The 14,685-nt window shown below is 58.0% G+C and carries 16 protein-coding genes and 1 tRNA gene; 9 read left to right on the top strand and 8 right to left on the bottom strand.

What is annotated here, in order from left to right; translation table 11 throughout:
• Nucleotide 1: 1 nt before the first annotated feature.
• Nucleotides 2-1,675 (bottom strand): bifunctional 3-(3-hydroxy-phenyl)propionate/3-hydroxycinnamic acid hydroxylase, encoded by a 1,674-nt coding sequence (locus B9Q17_RS13065; RefSeq protein WP_094625551.1) that lies wholly within the window; start codon nucleotides 1,673-1,675, stop codon nucleotides 2-4.
• A gap of 200 nt (nucleotides 1,676-1,875) precedes the next feature.
• Between B9Q17_RS13065 and B9Q17_RS13060 the strand changes: the two genes are divergently transcribed.
• Entirely contained in the window at nucleotides 1,876-2,682 is an 807-nt protein-coding gene (locus B9Q17_RS13060) for a DNA-binding transcriptional regulator (RefSeq protein ID WP_094625550.1), read from the top strand.
• A 52-nt stretch (nucleotides 2,683-2,734) separates the two neighbouring features.
• On the top strand, nucleotides 2,735-3,115 hold the full coding sequence (locus B9Q17_RS13055; RefSeq protein ID WP_094625549.1) for a rhodanese-like domain-containing protein: 381 nt from the start codon (nucleotides 2,735-2,737) through the stop codon (nucleotides 3,113-3,115).
• A gap of 13 nt (nucleotides 3,116-3,128) precedes the next feature.
• Here B9Q17_RS13055 and B9Q17_RS13050 read toward each other — a convergent pair whose 3' ends face one another.
• The 6 genes from B9Q17_RS13050 to B9Q17_RS13025 form a co-directional block, all read right to left on the bottom strand.
• A complete protein-coding gene (locus B9Q17_RS13050) occupies nucleotides 3,129-3,665 on the bottom strand; it encodes a GTP-binding protein (RefSeq protein WP_022988733.1) in 537 nt (178 codons plus the stop codon).
• Nucleotides 3,666-3,675: 10 nt separating this feature from the next.
• On the bottom strand, nucleotides 3,676-4,629 hold the full coding sequence (locus tag B9Q17_RS13045) for a hypothetical protein (RefSeq protein ID WP_022988732.1): 954 nt from the start codon (nucleotides 4,627-4,629) through the stop codon (nucleotides 3,676-3,678).
• Nucleotides 4,630-4,701: 72 nt separating this feature from the next.
• The gene (locus B9Q17_RS13040; RefSeq protein ID WP_094625548.1) at nucleotides 4,702-5,058 is read right to left on the bottom strand and encodes a roadblock/LC7 domain-containing protein; all 357 of its coding nucleotides are present in this window, start codon (nucleotides 5,056-5,058) and stop codon (nucleotides 4,702-4,704) included.
• 38 nt (nucleotides 5,059-5,096) lie between these two features.
• Nucleotides 5,097-5,519 carry a roadblock/LC7 domain-containing protein gene (locus B9Q17_RS13035; protein WP_058340176.1) on the bottom strand — a complete coding sequence of 141 codons (423 nt, stop codon included), beginning with the start codon at nucleotides 5,517-5,519 and terminating at the stop codon, nucleotides 5,097-5,099.
• 140 nt (nucleotides 5,520-5,659) lie between these two features.
• Nucleotides 5,660-8,290 carry an AAA family ATPase gene (locus B9Q17_RS13030; RefSeq protein WP_094625547.1) on the bottom strand — a complete coding sequence of 877 codons (2,631 nt, stop codon included), beginning with the start codon at nucleotides 8,288-8,290 and terminating at the stop codon, nucleotides 5,660-5,662.
• Nucleotides 8,287-9,408, bottom strand: a complete 1,122-nt coding sequence (locus B9Q17_RS13025) for a metallophosphoesterase family protein (protein ID WP_094625546.1) — start codon at nucleotides 9,406-9,408, stop codon at nucleotides 8,287-8,289. Before B9Q17_RS13025 ends, B9Q17_RS13030 begins: the two co-directional genes overlap by 4 nt.
• A 254-nt stretch (nucleotides 9,409-9,662) precedes the next feature.
• On the opposite strand from B9Q17_RS13025, the gene B9Q17_RS13020 reads away from it, so the two are divergent.
• Nucleotides 9,663-9,739: transfer RNA gene (locus tag B9Q17_RS13020), tRNA-Met, on the top strand.
• A 249-nt stretch (nucleotides 9,740-9,988) separates the two neighbouring features.
• Here the strand turns inward: B9Q17_RS13020 and B9Q17_RS13015 are convergent.
• A complete protein-coding gene (locus B9Q17_RS13015) occupies nucleotides 9,989-10,198 on the bottom strand; it encodes a helix-turn-helix domain-containing protein (protein ID WP_094625545.1) in 210 nt (69 codons plus the stop codon).
• Between the two features lie 153 nt (nucleotides 10,199-10,351).
• Between B9Q17_RS13015 and B9Q17_RS13010 the strand changes: the two genes are divergently transcribed.
• The 6 genes from B9Q17_RS13010 to B9Q17_RS12985 are packed head-to-tail and all read left to right on the top strand — an operon-like array spanning nucleotide 10,352 to nucleotide 14,486.
• Nucleotides 10,352-10,597, top strand: coding sequence for a hypothetical protein (locus B9Q17_RS13010; RefSeq protein WP_094625544.1), 246 nt, complete (start codon nucleotides 10,352-10,354; stop codon nucleotides 10,595-10,597).
• On the top strand, nucleotides 10,590-11,813 hold the full coding sequence (locus B9Q17_RS13005; protein WP_094625543.1) for an Arm DNA-binding domain-containing protein: 1,224 nt from the start codon (nucleotides 10,590-10,592) through the stop codon (nucleotides 11,811-11,813). Before B9Q17_RS13010 ends, B9Q17_RS13005 begins: the two co-directional genes overlap by 8 nt.
• The gene (locus B9Q17_RS13000) at nucleotides 11,800-12,753 is read left to right on the top strand and encodes a TraI domain-containing protein (RefSeq protein ID WP_094625542.1); all 954 of its coding nucleotides are present in this window, start codon (nucleotides 11,800-11,802) and stop codon (nucleotides 12,751-12,753) included. The genes B9Q17_RS13005 and B9Q17_RS13000 overlap by 14 nt, the downstream gene beginning before the upstream one ends.
• A 22-nt stretch (nucleotides 12,754-12,775) precedes the next feature.
• Nucleotides 12,776-13,048 carry an AbrB/MazE/SpoVT family DNA-binding domain-containing protein gene (locus B9Q17_RS12995; RefSeq protein ID WP_244177390.1) on the top strand — a complete coding sequence of 91 codons (273 nt, stop codon included), beginning with the start codon at nucleotides 12,776-12,778 and terminating at the stop codon, nucleotides 13,046-13,048.
• A 34-nt stretch (nucleotides 13,049-13,082) separates the two neighbouring features.
• Nucleotides 13,083-13,880 (top strand): metallophosphoesterase family protein, encoded by a 798-nt coding sequence (locus B9Q17_RS12990; RefSeq protein WP_094625540.1) that lies wholly within the window; start codon nucleotides 13,083-13,085, stop codon nucleotides 13,878-13,880.
• 27 nt (nucleotides 13,881-13,907) lie between these two features.
• Nucleotides 13,908-14,486: a metallophosphoesterase family protein gene (locus B9Q17_RS12985; protein WP_154707643.1), complete on the top strand. Its 579-nt coding sequence runs from the start codon at nucleotides 13,908-13,910 to the stop codon at nucleotides 14,484-14,486.
• Nucleotides 14,487-14,685 lie beyond the last annotated feature (199 nt).

Here is a 14,685-nt window from a genome sequence, read left to right as displayed (position 1 = left end):
ATCACGCCACCTTCCTGCTGGAACCTGTGGCCTTGGCGCTGACCGGGGTGGCTTTCAGCACACGCAGGTAGTCGTCGCCAATGTTGCCCAGGGTCTGCGGAATAGCCACAGCGCCAACAAAGCGGTCCGGGCGAATGATGGCAATGGAGGCCGGGTACTGGCCGAACCAGTCCTTCAGGCGGTTCTGCACGTCACCAACACGTACCACGCCATCCACAACTTCCCGCTCATTACGCATCTGTACAGCCGGAATCGCCTGGATAAAGGTGGCACCCAGCGCCTTCCACGCAGCAACCTGCTTCTCACTCAGGCCCCAGGTGGGGTCTGCGCCCCAGGCGATGATGGCGAAGCCGGAACCGATTACCTCGTCCAGCAGCACTTCGTTGCCCTGCTCGGTAAGCACTTTCGGCTGGATGAACATTTTGCCGACCGGGGACTCTTTGCGGTTTTCTTTCACTTCAACCTGTGCGCCTTTCTCGTACTTCGGCATCGGCTTGAAACGCATCTCCAGGAAGTAACGCTTCACCGGCGGCACAAAGCCCATGGCCCAGGACAAGCTGTCGCGCAGGGTTGCCTGCCAGCGCTTGGGCGGAGCCAGAACGTGGCCCGCCAGAACAGACAGGTCGATCATCGCCTTGGCGTGGTCGCGGCGTTCCATTTCATAGGTATCCAGCAACTCTTCGCCGGCCTTGCCCTGAACCACCAGGGAGACTTTCCAGGCCAGGTTGAAGGCATCACGCATACCACTGTTGTAACCCTGGCCCTGCCATACCGGCATGATGTGGGCCGCGTCTCCCGCCAGCACAACCCGGCCCTTGCGGAACTGGCCTGCCAGGCGAGCGTTGTGGGTGTACACACGGCTACGGATGAGGTCTACGTTGTCGGCGTTCGGGATCACTTTTTCCAGCAGCTTGCGCATGTTTTCCGGCTGGTTCAGCTGCTCTTCGGTTTCACCCGGCATGACCATGAATTCGAAACGGCGGATGCCATGGGGCAGCGCGGCAGAAACGTAGGGGCGCTCCGGATCCGCACACAGGTATATGTTCGGTGTCGCCAGCGGGTCGTTGGCGATGTCCACAACAATCCACTGGTTAGGCGCGGTCTTGCCATCAAAACTGATACCCAGGTTACGGCGGATGTAACTGTTACCGCCGTCACAGGCGATCAGGTAATCGGCACGAATGGTTTCTTTCTTGCCTTCCGGGGCATCGGCAACCAGGGTGACGCCAGCGGTATCCTGCTCGAACTCCTGCACATCGCGGGAGAACAGTACCTTCACGTTATTGAAGCGGCTCAGGCCACGGTACAGAACCGCATCTACCTGCGGCTGAATGAAGGCGTTCCGGCGGGACCAGCCGAACTCATCGGTCATCGGCTGGATATCAGCGAAGCAACGGCCCTTGGGAGTCAGGAAGCGCATGGCATGATAAGGTGTGGTATGCGGCAATACTTCATCGATCAGCCCGACAGACTGGATGGTACGCAGGGCTTCATCGTCGATACCAATGGCGCGGGGGTAGTCGATCAGCTGGTCCAGCTTCTCGATGACAAGAACTTCCACGCCGGCCTGGCCCAGATAGTTGGCGATTGTCAGCCCTACCGGGCCTGCGCCCAGGATGGCCACTTTACAGGTATAATCGTTGGTCTCTGTGCTGGTCTTTTGGGAACTGGTCATGAGAACACCTTGCTAAACAGGAAGTCGCGTGCCCTGGATGACAGCATCCAGCCCGGTGCCGGGATTGCTCGCGGGGTTTACGATAATTGTCAATTGTCATTTTCCGAATGAGCAGCAGTATAAAAATCAGCCTGTCTCGCTCTCAATGAAAAACAGGCTGTCGGTGCACAGAGTGCACCGCACTCCCAGGTCGATCACTGATGGAACCAAGCTCAACCGCCAGCTATAAAACTGTACGAGGCCTGACCCGCGGGCTGGCCGTACTCAATGCCCTGAACCGGGAACTGGTAGGCGCCACGCCGTCCAGGCTGTCCGACATTACCGGGATTCACCGCACCACCGTGCGCCGGTTGCTCGAAACCCTGCAAAGTGAAGGCTATGTGCGCCGCAGCCCGTCGGATGACAGTTACCGGCTGACCATGAAGGTGCGGGAACTGAGCGAAGGCTTCCGGGACGACCACTGGATTTCGGCAGTGGCCGCGCCCCTGCTCGGCGAGCTGCTCAATAAAGTGCTGTGGCCAACCGACCTGACCACCCTCGATGTCGATGCCATGGTGGTGCGGGAAACTACCCACCGATTCAGCCGGCTGTCGTTCCACCGCTCTATGGTGGGCCGGCGTTTACCGCTGCTGGAAACCGCCAGCGGCTTGGCCTACATCGCGTTTTGCCCGGAGAACGAGCGGCAGGAACTGATCGAACTGCTGGCCAGTCAGGACAACCGTGAAGGCGAAATTGCACGGGACAAAAAGACCCTCAACAATCTGTTGCTGAGAACACAACGTAAGGGCTTCGGTGAGAACTACCAGGACTGGGACATGGAACAGCGAATCGCCTCGATTGCCATCCCAATCTCCTCAGGAGAAGATGTACTTGCCTGTCTCAACCTTGTCTACATCGCAGAAGCTATGAGCATAGATGAAGCGGCGGCAAAGTATCTTCCCGCAATGGAGCGCACCAGGGACAAAATCCTGCAAGCTATCGGGGAACGCGCAAGTACTATCGATTAACCTATGATTACCGAACACACGAACAAGCATCCAAACTGACAGGAGCCTGCCAATGAAAACTGCTCACGACCTCGTAGAAGCCGCCCGTGCGGAAATTCGTGAAATTCCGCCGGACCAGGCCGAAGACGCCATCAAGGAAGCCGACGTACTGCTGGATGTGCGCGAAGCAGACGAATACCACACCAGCCACATTCCCGGTGCCGTCAATGTGTCCCGTGGCATTCTGGAATTCAAGCTCACCAACGATCCGGCGTTTGAAGACCGGGCCCTGAATATGGTGATCTACTGCAAGAACAGCGGCCGATCAGCCCTGGCAGCCAGGGCCATGAAGGAAATGGGGTACATTCACGTTCAGTCCATTGCAGGCGGCATTGAAGCCTGGGAAGCTGCCGGCAAGCCGCTGGTAAAACCGGAACTGCCAGACTTCGATTAAACCCGGGGGCGGATCAGTCTATAGAGGCAAGCAGCGCACGCACCATGTGGTTCGCCTGCGCCTTGTCTCTGGCATCAAAGCTGAACACAGGCAGAACCAGCCCCTGTTCCGCCAGGTTGGCACGCAAAGATCGCAAGTCCGGCTTGGCCAGCAAGTCGGTTTTGGTCAGGCCGATGACAACCGGGGTGCCGGGAGCAATCTTTTCAATAGCGGCCAGCCAGCCCTCGCATTCTTCCTGGAGCCGTTCATCACTGGCATCCAGCACCAACAACACACCAAAAGCCCCTTCCAGCACGATCGACCACATATGCTCAAACCGCTCCTGCCCGGGCAAGCCGTAAATGAACAGGGGTTGGCCGTCATCCAGCATGACCGTGGAAAAATCGAAGGCGACAGTTGTGGTGGTTTTATCACCCATGGCTGGCTCGCTCATGGGCATTTCGGTGGACACCGGTTCCGAGTCTGACAGGGTTCGAATGGTGGTGGTCTTGCCGGCCCCCACCGGGCCGGCGATCACCAGTTTTACCGCACTGCTGTTAATGTCTTGCATATACTGTCCGTCAGGAGGCTTTCTGGAACAACCCGAAGCGGGCCGCCAGTTTCTGGAACAGGCCTGCTGCCGGCAGCCGGTCGTTCGACGCTGTTTTCGGGTGTGGCGAGGGCATTTTCTGCTGGTCCGGCACAATCAACCCTGCGGCCTGGAAGCCCCACAGAATACCCGACGCCTGCACCGGTTCGATGCCGGTCAGCCCGGCCACCTTTTGCAGATCTCGATGGCCCTTGGCCAGCAGGCTCGCAACCCGGAGCGGCTCGATCAGATCCGGCGCGGCGCCAAGATCCGGCCAGCACTTCATTCGTGATCCTTCCAGAGGGAACATGGGCAGGGCCTCGCCATGATGAATACCGGCACGGATCATGAAAATATCCAGGCTTTCGGAATGACCATTGGCAAGCGCGCCGCCCGATGCCTCACGCAGTTGCCAGCCCGGCTGCCCCAGCAGTTGCCTGGCCTGAAGCATCACCTCAGACGACGCCGCCCGGATGGTTCCGGTCGACGGGCAAATGCCAAGCTCCACCCCGTCCAATGCCATCACCAGGTCACTGCTTGGCCGGCTAAGGGCCTGGGCGAGCACAATAATTCCGGGGGTCCGGGATGTTACCGAAGCCGCCGTTGCCTGCGCCGGCTCTGCCGGTTCGGCCTCAGCCTTCAGCAGGTTCAGCAGGGCCCGCACATACACGTTTAAGGGTGCATGCTCGCCAATGGTGGCGGTGTCGGGGTCAAAGCGGTCGTTTGCCCGGGTGATGGCGAGTACCGGGATCTGCTTGCGCCGGGCATAGTCCTGTATCCGTTCACCGTACAGGTCATCGGCGGCAACGATGGCGCAATCGCACCGGGTGCCATCCCAGGGGCGCAGGCTGCCTTCAATTTTATGGGCCTGCAGCAGCCCCGCAGCCAGCCGGAGCCTTTTCTGCAGTTCATCACCGGCGACAGCTACCCTGATATCAACGTTCATTGGTGGAGCCTCCTTTACGCAAACCTGTTCAGAAAAGGGCCCGCCTGGAGGGCCCGGGAATAGCTCTTTCGATCAGGAGAAGTCCTGGTTTTTCTCAAAGCTGCGCAGCTCGTGGCGAGCCATGGCCAGGTTGGCCCGGGAGCGGTCGAGCACCAGGTACAGGAAGATCTGCTGGTTGCTTTCCAGCGGGCGAATCAGGTGGTACTGCTTGGCCAGGCTGATCAGCACGTCTTCGATGGTGTCGTTCAGGTCGAGGCTGCTAGCCACTTTGCGCTTGGCGCGCAGCACTTCGGAATTGCCAGCCGCAGCAATTTCAAGGTCAATGCCGGTGCCGTCTCCGGCCATCATCATGCCGCTGTCCATGTCGACCAGGGCCGCTGCCACGTAGCCGTCGATGTCACGCAGGGATTCAAGGTTGATTTTTGCCATGCTGAACTATCCTTCTTCTGTTGAGTTGGGGTTGGAAATTAGTTGTCGATGGTGTCAGCCAGGGCCTGGGCCGCATCCAGGGTCATACGCAAGGCCATGGCCAGGTTCTCGCTGCGGTCTACACAGACGGACAGCGCAAACTGGTGCTGCTTGCAGGGCAAGCGCACAGTGATGATGGACCCGTGGCTGGTGGCAATGACATTGTGGGAGCACTGGCTCTGCAGGATTTCCCGGCTGAATGCCTCGCTGAGAGACATCAGGGAACAACCCAGTGCGGCCACCCGGCTGCTGCGGATGGCATCGTTCTTGGCGGTAAAGGCCAGTGAACGACCGTCCAGGGTAGTCACCGAAGCGAATACGCCGGCACTGTTGTTGCCCAGCACCCGGTCCAGGGTGGCCTGGCAGGCTTCGCTGAACTGGTCAACAACATTGGAATTTGCTTGTTTATCGGTAGCTTGCACAGGCCCAACCTATCACTTAGTTAAAACACATAGTTTCGACAAATCGAAACAGGTGACAGTGTTACGGCCTGAAAAGACAGGCAGATCAGTTATGTCGTAATAAGTTTCAGTTATTTTACGGAATTTTTCGTTTCAGCGTTTCAGCTTTTCAGCTTCTGGAGGTCAATGGGCGGCACCCCGAGGTCTTGCCATTTCTCGGGATGACAGGTGAACAGCAGGATCTGATGCCGGCTGGCAGCATCGAACAAGATGCGCTTCATGTCTTCCAGCCGGTTCTGGTCGCTGTGCACCAGGGTGTCGTCCAGGAGAATCAGGGTGGGCCTTTGGGCTTCCTTCAACAGGTCGGCATAGGCCAGCCGGCTGATCAGCCCCATCTGTTCCCGGGCACCAAAACTCAGTTCGGCAATCTGGCCCAGCTCATTCCCCCGATTGAAGGTTCCCGGCCGCAGGTGTTCGTCCACCTCCAGCGTTGCATTCGGAAACAGCAGCGACAGGTAATGGTTAAGATGTTTTTGCAATGGGGCCTGCAGGCGCCGGGTCAGCGCCTGGCGTTTGTCGGTCAGCAGTGTGAGCAACAAATCCAGTGCCCGGGCACGGCGGTCCAGCTCCTGGTAACGGCGCTGACACTGTTCCAGCTCCGCCTGCTTCTCGCTCAATTGCTCTTCCAGGCCTTCGGCACCCCAGGCCTCAAGCCGAACACGAATGTCCCGCAGTTCCCGTTGCCGGTCTTCCTGGGTTTGCTGCAAAGTCTGGATCGTGCGCTGAAAACGGTCGATATCCTGCCGCAGGATATCCGGCCGTGCCTCGCGGATTTGCTGCTCCCGCTTCGCCATGCTCTCGCGCAGGCTGACCTGCTGCTGTTCGATCCGGGCAAGCTCAGCCGTTAATCGGGTCAACTGTTGTTGGCGCTCGGGGCTGTTGGCCTCATCTTCCAGCCGCAGCCATTCGGCCTTTGCGTTATCCCGGGCCTGCTTGCCGGTGAGCAGTTGCGCCTGATGGCTGCGGTCGCTGGCCTCGGCGTCATTCAAGCGTTTCTCGGCACTGGCCAGGGCGCTTTCGGCCGAGGCCAGATCCAATACCTGAACTTCCTGATCCGATACGGGAGTGGCTTCCAGTTTTTCACGAACAGCTTTCAATTCTGCCTGCAGTTCCGCCAGCTCGGTTTCCAGTGGCTCCAGACCGGCCGGGGCGACCGAACGCAACAACTCGACGGCATGTTTACGTTTTTGCTCCGCTACCTCCCAGGCGGAGGCACGGCTTTCTGCCTGCTCAACGGACGCCACAGCCATGGCCTGCAATTGCTCGTCCAGGGACTGTTCGAGCGTTTCGAGCTTGCGTCTGGTACTGGCCAGCTCCTCGCCGCCCGGGGCGATGCCCAGGGTGCCTACGCCCGGAATAACCAGCTGCGAGGCTTCCAGCAATTGCTGTTCTCCCTGCCCCTCCAGCTGCCGGTCGTCCAGGGTGATACTAGCGCCGGGCTGCAGCTGCCAGCTCAGGCGGGTGGCAACGGTGCCGGAACGGATGGTTTCGTCATTCAGTTCCCTGGCGGTTGTTTTCAGGCGGGCCACCGCGGCGGTATCAATGCGGTTTGCCTTTGCCTGCTCCCGGGCCTCGTCAACCTGTTGCTGGTATTCCCGGGCCCTGGCCAGGTTCTGGCTGAGGGCCTGCTGTCGCTGTTCAGACTGGCGCAGATCCTGCTCCAGCCGCTGCCGGATTTCCTGCTGGCGAGCAAGTTGCAGTTGTGACCGGGCATTTTCATAGGCAGCCCGGGCATCGTTCAGGGCGCCAGCCAGGGCAGCGGTCTGCTGCCCGGTTTGTTGCAGTTTGCGTTCGGCACTCTCCAGTTCTGCCTTGCGGGCGCGGCGCTGTTCGTCCAGCCGGCTCAAGTGGCCTAGGTTCTGCTCCAGCAGCTCGCGGTTCTGAACCAGCTGCGCCAGGGTATTCTTTTCCTGTTCCTGCTGCTGTTCCAGCTGCTCGACCTGCTGCAGCTGTTCACGGGCCTGGTCCAGTTGCCGCCGTGCGTCGTCCCAGGGCTTTTCCTGTTCGGTGCGATCAAACGCCTGCGACAACTGCCCGAGGCGATCCACCTGTCCCTGATACTGCTCAACCCGCAGCTGCAAATCGTCGACCTGTTGCTGCAGGTCTTCCCGCTCTTTATCCAGCTTTTTGTAGTCACCCTTGGGCTGGCCGGTAGCCGTCAGCAACACTTCGCGCTTGGATCTTACGTCATCAATCACTGCATCGCCGCCGGTGCTGGCCACCTCGCCTACCAAGGCATTGAGGGCAGATTTCAGGTGATCGCCCGCGTGTTCAACGGCTTGTTCGATATCCTGCCCCGTGCCCTGCTCTACCCACAGCAAGCCCGGAATGCCCCAATGCTCCGCTTTGCTGGCACCCCGCTTGGGATACTGGTAACCCAACAGCTCCGCCAGTTTTTCTTCTGCCTCGTCTTCGCTCCAGGTTTCGTTGCCGACCGACAAGTCACAGCGGGTGCGTTTCAGGAAACTTTTAACCAGGCGCCATTGGGCACCCTGATGCTCGAAGGCCAGTTCAACGGTGGGAGCTGCTGCAGAGTCGCCCCAGGGGCGAAGGTCATCCACCGCCTGGGACCGGTAACGTTCAAAGAAAGCCGCCCGGATGGCACGCACCAGGGTACTTTTGCCGGATTCGTTGGGGCCGTGGATCAGGTTCAGGCCGGGCTGAAGATGCTCAAGGGCAAAGGGTTGGCGGAACTGGCGCAGCTGTTCAACCTTCAGGCTCTGCAGTTTCATTGGCCTGCCTCCTGAGCCGGTGTTTTCAGCATCGAGGCCAGAATGGCCAGGGCATCCCGGGCAACTTCGCCCTGTTCGCCGGCTTGCTGCTCCCGCAGGGTTTCGATCACATCGCCAACATAGCCGTCGGCTTTCAGGGCGGCAATATCATCGTCGGTGGGCGCCAGCTGCAGGTTACTGCGTTCGCAACGAATGCTGCGGAAACGGGCTTCGGCAACCGACAATCCGTGCTGAAGTTTTTCTTCGCCTGCCAGGGTGATCAGGCCATCCAGCCGAAGATCCACCACCGAGGATTCAGGCAGGTTTTGCAGGCGTTCCAGTAACTGGTCCAGGTCTGAGTCTACCGAAAGGGTTTCCCGCCATTGATGCCACTGATAACGACCGGTGGCTACCACCTGAACCTGCGGCAGCTCGCCCGGGCCGGAAATATCGACAATCAGGGCATTACCGGCCTCGTTATTCCGGAACCGCTCCGGCTCCGGGGTACCGCTGTACCAGGTGCGTTCGTTGATTTCCTTGGTACCGTGCCAGTCTCCCAATGCCAGGTAATCCAGCTTGCTGGCTTGTGCCCGGTCCGGCGCAATAGGGTTGGTGGAATCGATTTCACCCGCCAGCAATCCCTGCACGCTGCCGTGGGCCAGCCCCACCCGAACCAATCCTGCCGGGGTCTCGTAGCGACCGAAAGCTTCTGTCAGATCACCATAGGTATGGCGCTGGGTCAGCGGTGCGTTCAGTATGGCGAGGCCTTCGGCAGCCAGTTCGATAACGCCCGGCTCCAGCGCCAGGTGCACGTTATCCGGCACGGCACCCAACCGTTGAGCGCGGGTCCAGACGCTTTCGGCGAGCGCCGCATCATGGTTTCCCGGCAGCATCACCCAGGGGCCAGGGAATGCCCTGGTGGCGTTGAACACCCGGCGAATGGTGCGATCAGATACCGTCTGGGCATCAAACACATCACCGGCCACCAGCACCGCCTGGCACTGATGTTCATTGGCAAGGCGGGCCAGCTTTTCTATGGCCTCGAACCGGGCTTCCACCAGCGCTGCACCGTCTTCGGTTTCAAAACGGCTGTAGGTACGCCCCATTTGCCAGTCGGCGGTGTGTAGAAATCTTGGCATTGCGTGCCCCTTCAAAATGTAGACTTTAGTCTCATCGCTTGCCGATTCTGGCGTGGGAGCCCGGCGGCTTCTGCTACCATCCTAATCATGCTTGGGCTTCATGCAAGCAACCTTCACAGCTGACCCTGGCGGTATTTTCAGGGGTTACGGTAAACAACGAAAGTCTTAAGTAAGGTTTGACAAGCACCCTGCCCAGCTGTATTATGCGCCCCTCGTTGATCGGGGCCAGCCCCGAAGCCAACAACCAGTTTTGATGCGGGGTGGAGCAGTCTGGTAGCTCGTCGGGCTCATAACCCGAAGGTCGTAGGTTCGAATCCTGCCCCCGCTACCATAAAAAAGAAAGGCAGATCAGTCACTTACTGGTCTGCCTTTTTTGCGTCTGGGGTAGCCAAATTTCCCTGTGACGTATATGTGACATATATGTGCCAATCCTTGTGCCCCCCTATTTGGGTGGTTAGGTGAAATTGACCGTAAGTCATTTTACGTCACTCCCCCCAAATAACCTCTTCAGCGGACAAATTGACCAATCACCAGTTGGCAATTCTCCCTCTGGAATCTCCCCACCATATTCAGTTGCTACCTACCGGCGGTCTTCCTGAAATTCCAGTAGATCGCTCACTTCACATTTGAATAGCTTGCAGAGTTTGTCGAGCGCATCAAGATCAATCCGTTGAGCCGTCTCCTTATAGAGCAGCGTCACCGTGTTGCGATTCAGGCCGGTCTCTCGCGCCACATCCACGATTTTCATTTTGTGCTCGCCCATGAGGCGGGCCAGGTGGCATCGAATCATTTCCAACTCATCCTTAATGAAAAAATATCATCCAGAATGACAAAAAGCGCTTGCAAATGTTCTTTTATCGCCTAATATGTCATTTAGGATGACATTCTGATACGGGGAATGTCTTTTGTTGATCTAGAGTATCGCAACAGAAGGAATATTTCGATGGAAAACTCTTACACCTATCTGACCACTGAAGAACTGGCCGGTCGAATCAAGTATGACTGCAGAACTATCCGTCAGTGCTTGAAAGATACAGTTCTCCTCGAGGGCAAGCATTACATCAAGCCTTTCGGCCGCCGCAAGATTCTTTTTCTCTGGGAAGAAGTGGAAAAAGAAATGCTAGACGGTGCTCGCGAACACGAGCATCTGGCTATCCCTATGGCAAGCGGAGTGGTATGCCATGGGTAAAGTCAGAGCGCGAAAAGAAACCGGGAAGCTTTATCTGGACTTTATGTACGCGGGTCACCGGTGCAGGGAACAAACGGCGCTTCCGGACACGCCTGCTAATCGTAAGCGTGTAAACGCACTCTTGCAGAAAGTTGAAGCCAGGATTCTCTTGGGAGACTTCAACTACGCTGAGTATTTTCCAGATAGTCGCAACCCGCAAAAGATTAAGCAGAAACAGGCAGCCCACCGGGGTGCTGGCGTATCGGATAGTAACGGGGGAACTGACACGCCCCTATTCACAGACTTCGCCGACCAGTGGTTCCTCGAGTGCAAAATCCAGTGGCGCAACTCCCACACCCGGAACGTGGAGTCCATTCTGAACGGATCCTTGAAGCCGGCCTTCAAGAACAAGCGCATTGGCGACATCACCAAGGCGGATATCCTGGCAGCACGAAACAAACTGGGTCGCCGCAAGGGCCGGGGTACTAATGGCTTGATGTCCCCCAAAACCATCAACAGCCACATGACCATCCTGAGGATGATCCTGACTGAGGCGGCTGAGCGGTTTGACTTCACCAACCCCTACCTGAACATCAAGCCACTCAAACAGCAGAAGGTGCATATCGAGCCCTTCTCCCTAAATGAAGTGGAAAAGATCCTGGAGACGGTCAGGGAAGATTACCGCAACTACTACGCTGTGCGTTTCTACACTGGGATGCGCACGGGCGAGATTGATGGCCTCAAGTGGGAGTACGTGGATTTCGAAAAAAGGGAAATCCTGGTGCGTGAAACTCTCATTCATGGCCAGACCGAATACACCAAAACTGACGGCTCCCAACGGGAGATCCCCATGTTCGGCCCCGTGTACGAAGCACTCAAGACCCAGTACGAGGCCACGGGCAAGCTCAGCAAATTCGTGTTTTGTAACCGCATGGGTGAGCCTCTGGATCACAACAATGTGACCAAGCGTGTCTGGTACCCGCTGTTGGAGCACCTCAAGCTGAAGAAGCGCCGGCCTTACCAGACCCGGCATACAGCGGCGACGCTGCTCCTTGCCTCCGGCGAGAACCCGGAATGGGTGGCCCGCACACTCGGCCACTCATCCACCGAAATGCTGTTCAAAGTGTACTCCCGCTACATTCCAAACCTGACTCGCATGGACGGCAGCGCGTTTGAGCGTCTTATCCAGAGCCGGGTCATCGAAAACGATAAGGAGGTAGGTGATGAAACTGAATGATCTGCGCCCGTTGATGCAAGAAACCTTTAAAGGCACCTATCGCCTGACAGGTCGTGTTGCCTGCTTCGATGACGAAGGCATTCCATACCTGAAACTACGACTGAGCAGTTGTTCCAGTGACCTTGTGGTGCTGGCGGTGATTGGCTCTATCGTAATTCCTGAGCACTTGGGGCACATGGAACTCGTGGTGGTCAAAGGACAAGTGTGCGTAGGTGCAGAAGACAGTGAAATTCTACTGACCGAGATCCGCCGCCCGCTGCAGACAGACGTTGCCGGTTTGCCGGCACTGCAGACGCTTCCTCGCACCTTTTGCCCGAAACCAGAAGCACTGGACCAACTGATTATGGCAGTACGTTCCCTGACATCCCTGCCCTTGCAACAATTCATCAAACGGGTGCTGGAACGCCGGGACAGGCTGGAAGTCTTTCTCAAAGCACCAGCCAGCAAGAACTATCATCATAATGAACCGGGAGGGCTGATTGCTCACTCACTGGAAGTCGCTCAAAACGTCTTGGCGATGATTCAAGTCAATGAGCCGGAAATGCCGAGGGAACTTCGAGAGCTTGGCTTTGTGGCGGGCCTCCTACACGATATCGGTAAAACCTACACGTATGACATGCATGGTAAGCCTACAGCTGCGGCAAAGCTGTGTGATCATGCCGACCTGACACTGGAGGCTTGCGCCTGTGGCCTGGCTTACCTTGACAAGGTTGACCCGGACTCAGCGCTGGCTCTGCGCCACATCTGGACTTGCGCCTCACCCGGCGCGCGGTACGGAGCAGCTCCGGCGATGACCGTCGCCCGATACGTTCGAGATGCGGATGCACAAAGTGCCATGGCAGATAACCAAAGGAAGGCTTACCGGAAGCGCCACCCTGTTGGCTTTGGCCGGCTTGGAAACAACGTATACTGGAAGCCGTCGGTTACCGCTCATGGATGAGCACCAACGGTGACTGGCTTCGATGACACAACGAGCGGAGTACGCCATCATGACAACCAAGCGCCCGACCGAAAAAGAGCTGCTGGAAGGCCTAGATGCCCACACCGCCCATGCCGATGAGCTGGCCGACCCGTTGCCTCAGGAGCTCACTCCGCTGGAACGCCTCAAGGGTTCCGTCAAACGCTATGATCGGCCGACCGATTCGGTTTGGGACGAGTATTTCGACTCTGATGGCGTCAGTGACGATTTTATGGAAGACCGCGAGCAACCGGCACCGGATGAGCGTGATAAGTAACAATATCATCATCGCGAAAATGTAGAGGCCATCCATGCCACGCATCGCCCGGTTCGACCCGGAACCCTTTTTCACCTTGCCACACCGCACCAGCGGCCCGGCCGGTGCGCCACTGCATAATCGCCTGCCGTTTTATCGAGCGTATGCCATCGGCCTTCCGAGTCATGTGAGGAGCCTTGTGTTGACCTCCGATCTCCAGGGGCGAGAAGCCGGCGGTCAGAATCGGCTGCTCGGCGTGCCTGTGGCTGAAGCACTTTTGGCATTGTCTCGGGAAGGCGTCATTCCGGCGCCCGACGCAGTGTTTCTGTGCGGCGATCTGTACGATTATCCCGACTGCCGAAAACGCGGCGGTACTGGGCCGGTGGACGAGGTGTTTCAGGCGTTTTCTGCGATCACGCCGGAGGTCGTCGGCGTTCTGGGGAACCACGACCAGATGGAGTACCCCGAGGCGCTTCCAGACAACACTACCCTCCTGGATGGCGAGGTGGTTGGGATGTTGGGCAACCTGAACGTCGGTGGCGTCAGCGGTATCGTGGGCAATCCAAATCGCAATCAACGGCGAACCGAAGATGATTTCCTGGCCGCACTGGAATCGGTAACCGATCAAGCCCCTGAGATCCTGCTACTCCATCAAGGCCCAACCGACCCGGAACGGGCGGATCGTCGGGGTGATCCCGGTGTCGCGCTATCGCTCGAAACCGGCTTTCAAGGGCTCACCGTGTTCGGCCATACTCGATGGGACTGGCCCTGGCTTATTTCACTCGGAGAGGGTCAGGCGTTGAATGTCGATGGGCGGCTCGTGGTGGTTCTGCCGGAGGTTGACGGTGAGTGAACGATTAGGCGCGGGAGATCCCATCCGGTGAGCATGCGACTGACTCCACACCGCTTTATTGCGGCCAATCCGGTCGGGGTGGACTGGGTTTGTGGTGACCTGCATGGCGAGTTCGACGCCCTGCAAGCAGCGTTGTCGGGTGCCCATGAGCTGATGTTTATCGCCGGCGCTGAGGATAACCGCAACCGATACAAGCACCGGGGGATGGGCGGTGACTGGGCCGCGAGCCTGGATGAAGCCTCTTACAAAAATCTGGCAACCCAGTGTCGCTACCAGCTGCCGCTCACCATGACGCTGGAGTGCGAGAACGGACAGCTCGAGCTGGTGCATGCCCAAAGCCCGTTCGACGACTGGCGCACCGTTCAGGAGTGTTCTTTCTCAGAGCGTTTTGCCATTGAGTGCACCTGGCCCTGGAACCGGGCCCAGGGAAAAGATCAAACCATTACGGGTATCTCGGCCGTGGTGTCAGGCCACATCGGGACTGTCGAGATCATTCAACGCGGGAATCAGGTCTGGATTGACGTTCTGGCGAGAACCGGTCAGGTGCCGTTGATGCCGGCTCATCGTGTGCTGGAAAGAGTGGCGCAAGTACAGCGAGGTGGTTAATTTTTACGACAGTATCAGTATGCGAGGTTTGCGGCGCAGTTATCCGGCACGCCAAAGCACAATGCCGTCCCTGACAATGTTTTCGAGTAGTTCTGGGTTGGAGTAGCCCTGCGGGTTGGCCCATTCACGCTCCCAGACCGGCAAGGCCTGAATCAACACGCCGGTATCCAAAAGCACTTCAAACGCCAGGCCCGCCATC

Origin of the sequence: Marinobacter vinifirmus, from assembly GCF_002258215.1 — a bacterium.
Lineage (GTDB): Bacteria > Pseudomonadota > Gammaproteobacteria > Pseudomonadales > Oleiphilaceae > Marinobacter > Marinobacter vinifirmus.
The sequence above is the reverse complement of the archived record's forward strand: the minus strand, read 5'-3'. Positions and strand labels throughout refer to the sequence as shown.

Excerpts from the sequence above, each read along its gene's own strand:
- B9Q17_RS13055 (WP_094625549.1), top strand. The coding sequence starts at position 2,735 with ATGAAAACTGCTCACGACCTCGTAGAAGCCGCCCGTGCGGAAATTCGT.
- B9Q17_RS13010 (WP_094625544.1), top strand. The coding sequence starts at position 10,352 with ATGGAAAACTCTTACACCTATCTGACCACTGAAGAACTGGCCGGTCGA.
- B9Q17_RS13060 (WP_094625550.1), top strand. The coding sequence starts at position 1,876 with ATGGAACCAAGCTCAACCGCCAGCTATAAAACTGTACGAGGCCTGACC.
- B9Q17_RS13005 (WP_094625543.1), top strand. The coding sequence starts at position 10,590 with ATGGGTAAAGTCAGAGCGCGAAAAGAAACCGGGAAGCTTTATCTGGAC.
- B9Q17_RS13050 (WP_022988733.1), bottom strand. The coding sequence starts at position 3,665 with ATGCAAGACATTAACAGCAGTGCGGTAAAACTGGTGATCGCCGGCCCG.
- B9Q17_RS12990 (WP_094625540.1), top strand. The coding sequence starts at position 13,083 with ATGCCACGCATCGCCCGGTTCGACCCGGAACCCTTTTTCACCTTGCCA.
- B9Q17_RS13040 (WP_094625548.1), bottom strand. The coding sequence starts at position 5,058 with ATGGCAAAAATCAACCTTGAATCCCTGCGTGACATCGACGGCTACGTG.
- B9Q17_RS12995 (WP_244177390.1), top strand. The coding sequence starts at position 12,776 with ATGACACAACGAGCGGAGTACGCCATCATGACAACCAAGCGCCCGACC.
- B9Q17_RS13025 (WP_094625546.1), bottom strand. The coding sequence starts at position 9,408 with ATGCCAAGATTTCTACACACCGCCGACTGGCAAATGGGGCGTACCTAC.
- B9Q17_RS13045 (WP_022988732.1), bottom strand. The coding sequence starts at position 4,629 with ATGAACGTTGATATCAGGGTAGCTGTCGCCGGTGATGAACTGCAGAAA.
- B9Q17_RS13000 (WP_094625542.1), top strand. The coding sequence starts at position 11,800 with ATGAAACTGAATGATCTGCGCCCGTTGATGCAAGAAACCTTTAAAGGC.
- B9Q17_RS13065 (WP_094625551.1), bottom strand. The coding sequence starts at position 1,675 with ATGACCAGTTCCCAAAAGACCAGCACAGAGACCAACGATTATACCTGT.
- B9Q17_RS13015 (WP_094625545.1), bottom strand. The coding sequence starts at position 10,198 with ATGATTCGATGCCACCTGGCCCGCCTCATGGGCGAGCACAAAATGAAA.
- B9Q17_RS13030 (WP_094625547.1), bottom strand. The coding sequence starts at position 8,290 with ATGAAACTGCAGAGCCTGAAGGTTGAACAGCTGCGCCAGTTCCGCCAA.